Genomic DNA, 4536 nt, shown 5'->3' with positions numbered 1-4536 from the left:
TGTTGGCGCTTGTTTTGGCGCTAAATTCGACCCGCCAGCCGATTCACTCAGACTTTAAACTTCGCAGCATAATATCAGGGTGACTCAATCAGAATTCCGATACCGGCTTTTTGCAGGGACGCCATACATGTCTGAAAATGTGAGGCAGAAATAGGAGAGTCAATATGGGAGCATTAAGTTCGTATTCTTTTGAAGTCGGGCCGATAAGGCCGCCCAGCGAAGGCGGAAGCGATTCCCTGTTGATCAGATTGACTCGGAATTGCCCTTGGAGCAGGTGCAAGTTCTGCTACGGCTTAGCATACAATCGCGAAAAGTTTCAGCTGAGATCGGTGGAGGAGATCAAGAAGGACATCCAGTCGGCCAAAGCGATCGCTGATGAGATAAATCGCGTGTCGTGGCAGCTTGGCTATGCCGGAAAGATCAACAGCGAGGTGGCAACAAGCATCGTCAGAGGCAACCCGGCGGTCAGTAGAAGTCATTGTTATGCGATGGTATTCGACTGGCTCGTCTCAGGAGGACATACGGTATTTCTGCAGGATGCCGACTCGCTGGTCATGAAGACTCCGGATGTAGTGGAAGTTGTCAGGTATCTGAAGGAGATCTTTCCAAGCCTGGAAAGAATCACGACCTATGCCAGAGCAAAAACCATTTACAGGAAAACCCTAGAGGAACTAAAAGATATCAGAGCAGCAGGTTTGACGAGATTGCACGTTGGCCTGGAAAGCGGCGACGATGAAGTGTTGAAGTACGTCGACAAAGGTGTGACTGCCGAGGAACACATTGCCGCCGGGAAGAAGGCCAAGGAGGCGGGATTTCAAATTTCAGCCTATGTGATGCCTGATTTGGGCGGGCGAAAAATGTCTGATCAACATGCCAGAAACACAGCGCGAGTACTCAGTGAGATTAATCCCGACTATATCAGATTGAGACCATTCATACCGAACATTCGTACGCCGCTGGGGATCGAATATCAAAAGGGGAATTTTGATCTCTCTTCACCTCACGAACGCCTGCGCGAACTGAGGATGATGACAGGAGACTTGTATGTTACATCTCACGTATGTTTCGATCACTTCATGAACTCCTGGCGAACAGAATCCGGCGGAGTGCTGTTCAAGCAAGACTATGAAGGATATCAATTCCCCGAGGAGAAACCGAGGGTTCTGGAACTGATCGAAGAAGGATTGAGGGTCAATGAAGCGATACACATACATGCAAAAGCTCTTGCCGCAATGGCCCTTTAGGGCGTTTTGTTGCGCTAGGGTCGGCACGCAGTGAATCCCCTTTTGAGTGATCCCTTGCTAATCAAATGGACTAGGTAGCCTCACTGTTCTTTAATGATCGGTTACCTAGTCCTTTGTGACACCCTAAGAACTGAACTGGGCCTTTTCAGAATCGCCGCAGGGACCAGGATCATGCTGGCGGTCTCTAAGGCTACAGTCGTGCCTCTTTTCTCCCTCCCATCCACCGAAGCCCCATACCTACGGGTGATCGTCACGACCACCGTCTGCCAGTTCATCACCCAACAGGTCTGTCTGTCCGCGTTTTTGGCGCATGATCGCTGACTATACGCACTTCATGGCGGAAAGGGCCACCAACTGGAAGATCGTACTCAATTATCGCGTAAGTGGTTGATCTGCGATGCTGTCTGATGTAAGTTATTGAATGGAATTAAATGTACGTTAGATCAGGAAAAACGCAAATTAGACTGAAGGCAGCGGGGAAGCATATAGTCGAGATGGGAGTATTGTCTCCATAAAGAAAGGTGCGGAGGCGCATATGAAGATTTCTCCAAGACACTACAATCAAGAACTTGACCAAGAAGACCGCAAGATTCTGGCCACACTTGAAACGCAGCCATATCACGCATATTCGTACTCAGAGCTTTTGAGCCTTTTATATCCGGTAACATGCACGGATAATGAGTCTCTGCAAATTCAGCTTGCACTCACCGAAGCCATGACCCTCTTAGAAGGACTCCACAAACTGGTACAAAAGGGTTTTGTGAAATCCACGAACATCAAAGGGCATGCCTATTACATTTCTACGAAGACGAAGTTGAATGGTCTAATGGAAACGGACACTACTCACGAACCTCTACCGGTATAACGATCAGGGATGGGCTGGTAACCGACTGTTGTCAATCAGCAGAATCAGACACTTTTTGAACCGAACACTTGGATGGTGTCGGGAGAAGGGGTAGATCACCAGAGGCATAGGACTGTTGGAGAAGGAGGTTGATCGACAGTTGGGCCTTGCTCCCGTTACCTGGGGTGGTGCCGGATCATTGGGAGAAAGCACAGACAGGCGGAAAGTTCACCCGGCCCGGTGTCGCGGGGTGTAGTATTTCAGAGGGAACTGGTCACTGAATCTCTATATTGCCCCAACTGTACTTCCTTAACCCAACTCATACCCCTGTGCCATCCAGTAATGCCAATCTTCGATGGCCTCTTGAGTCTCATCATCGGTTTCAATTGGTTCGATTTGCGCCAATGGTATGGCCAGCCTCTTTCCGGACCAGCGTATCTCGACAAACATCTCGTGAGAGCAGTCATCCTCAGCCGCCATCCTCACGACGTTGATTTCCTCTCCCACTTTCAGAGGTGAGGTGTGCCGCGTCTTGACGCAACGAGCCTTAAAGGGAAAGTTGATCTTGTCAGCAAGGTAGTAATACCAACCCATAGCCTGTTCTTCCGGGCCATAGGCATCGACAATGGCCTCCATTGCGATCCGTTCTTCTCGCTCCTGATCTTTCTCGGTTTTAGACATTTGTCTTCTCACCCCTTGCCTTTACTCAATTGGCTTGAGTCACGCCTCTTCTATCTCAAGCACTCGGTCAACCCGAAACACTCTTTCCTCGTTCCGCTTCAGGCAGAATGCCCGCATCCCAAGGAACTTCTTTCCCCCATACTCCATCTCTCCGACCGTCTCCGGACGGATGATCCTCTTGCTTTTCACGTCATTGGGCTTGAGATACACGATGTGAAGAGCCGTCTTGTTCGTGATCGCCCTCTTGATCGTCTCGACCTTGTCCGCAACCGAACAGGATTGTTCCGCTTTTCGGTATTGGTACTTGGTCAGGAAATCGACCATCTTGTAGTCCGTCCAGATGTGTTTCTTGAGTATGGGTTTTTTGAGAACAATGCCCTCCAGAGTGGTACAGCGGCTCAGGGCGACGTATACCTGCCCATAAGCGAACGTTCCCCTGCCGATATCGACGATCACCTTTTCGAGCGTCTTTCCCTGGCTCTTGTGGATGGTCACCGCCCAGGCCAACATCAGGGGATACTGTTTGAACCTGCCGACGACTTCCGACTGCAACTGTCCCTCCTCAGCGAAGAACCTGAATATCTCCCAGGTGTAGGGCGCAATCTCTACGATCTCATCATCGGCTACTTCAGCTACAATAGTGTCTTCCTTCTTGTTGTGAGTTATCTCCCTGATTTTGCCGATGCTGCCGTTGACCCAGCGACCGCCGGGATCGTTATTGACCATCATGATCTGTGCCCCCGCCTTGACCTGAAGATCGATCGCTGTGGGGAGGTATTCGTTGCCGAACTGCCCTTGGACGTTTGCACTGAAAGTGTACAGGTTCCCATCCAGTTTGGCCAATTGCTGCCCGTTAATCTGATCCGCAAGCTGATTGGTTGTCGTCAGATAGACGTAGAAGTCGTCCGGGGACGGTTCAAAGGCAGGCATATGTCTCCGGTTGAGTAGCTGGAGCCCGTCTTCGCCAATCGAATTGTTGCGGACGGAGTTTAGCAGACTGAGGAATCGTTCGTCATGTTGCCGGTAAACCTTCTCCAACTCTATGAAATCCATTTCCAGGGAATCAAATACCTTCGCGCCATAGAAGTATGGGGTTTGATAGATTGAGGTGAACACTGCCTTCTCAGTGCTGGTCACGACCGGTGATAGCTGGTAGAGATCGCCGAAGAAGATCATCTGAATGCCCCCAAATGGCTTTCCCTGCCTCGGTCCGTTGAGCTGCAGGAACTTGTCCACGCAGTCGAGCAAGTCGGCTCTCACCATCGATATCTCATCGATAACAATGGCTTCCAGCTTCTTGTAGACATTGTCTTCATCATCCCTGAAGCGGGCTTTTCTGATGCGGTCAAGGGTGATATTGGGCTTGAAGCGGAAGAAGGAATGGATGGTCTGGCCTTCCACGTTGAGAGCGGCGACACCGGTGGGGGCCAGTACCACTACCTTCTTTTGGGTGATGCCGCGGAAATAGCTGAGGAGTGTGGACTTACCGGTGCCCGCTCTCCCGGTGATGAAAACATTCTGATGGGTATGCTCCATCAGATCGAGAGCGCGTTTAAAGTCATCGTTCAGCTCGATTGGCGGTTGTTGATGTTTCAGCTTCGACATGGGCAACCCGATGGTGCTGGGACTTGTTTCGGAGAGAACTCTGGCGTCCCTGCAAAAAGCCGGTATCGGAATTCTGATTGAGTCACCCTGATATTATGCTGCGAAGTTTAAAGTCTGAGTGAATCGGCTGGCGGGTCGAATTTAGCGCCAAAACAAGCGCCA

3 protein-coding genes are annotated in these 4536 nt (G+C 50.5%); 1 reads left to right on the top strand and 2 read right to left on the bottom strand.

Features of this window, described 5'->3' with window-relative positions:
* The first annotated feature begins 164 nt into the window (after positions 1-164).
* On the top strand, positions 165-1244 hold the full coding sequence (locus PHV74_15030) for a radical SAM protein (protein MDD5095669.1): 1080 nt from the start codon (positions 165-167) through the stop codon (positions 1242-1244).
* Between the two features lie 1153 nt (positions 1245-2397).
* Here PHV74_15030 and PHV74_15025 read toward each other — a convergent pair.
* Complete coding sequence (locus PHV74_15025) at positions 2398-2769, bottom strand: calcium-binding protein (GenBank protein MDD5095668.1); 372 nt, start codon at positions 2767-2769, stop codon at positions 2398-2400.
* A 39-nt stretch (positions 2770-2808) separates the two neighbouring features.
* Complete coding sequence (locus PHV74_15020; protein MDD5095667.1) at positions 2809-4374, bottom strand: AAA family ATPase; 1566 nt, start codon at positions 4372-4374, stop codon at positions 2809-2811.
* Positions 4375-4536 lie beyond the last annotated feature (162 nt).

It is taken from the genome of Dehalococcoidia bacterium (genome assembly GCA_028711995.1).
In the GTDB taxonomy this organism is placed as follows: Bacteria; Chloroflexota; Dehalococcoidia; order SZUA-161; family SpSt-899; genus JAQTRE01.
Note: the sequence above shows the minus strand (reverse complement) of the source record. Positions and strands in the feature narration are given on the sequence as shown.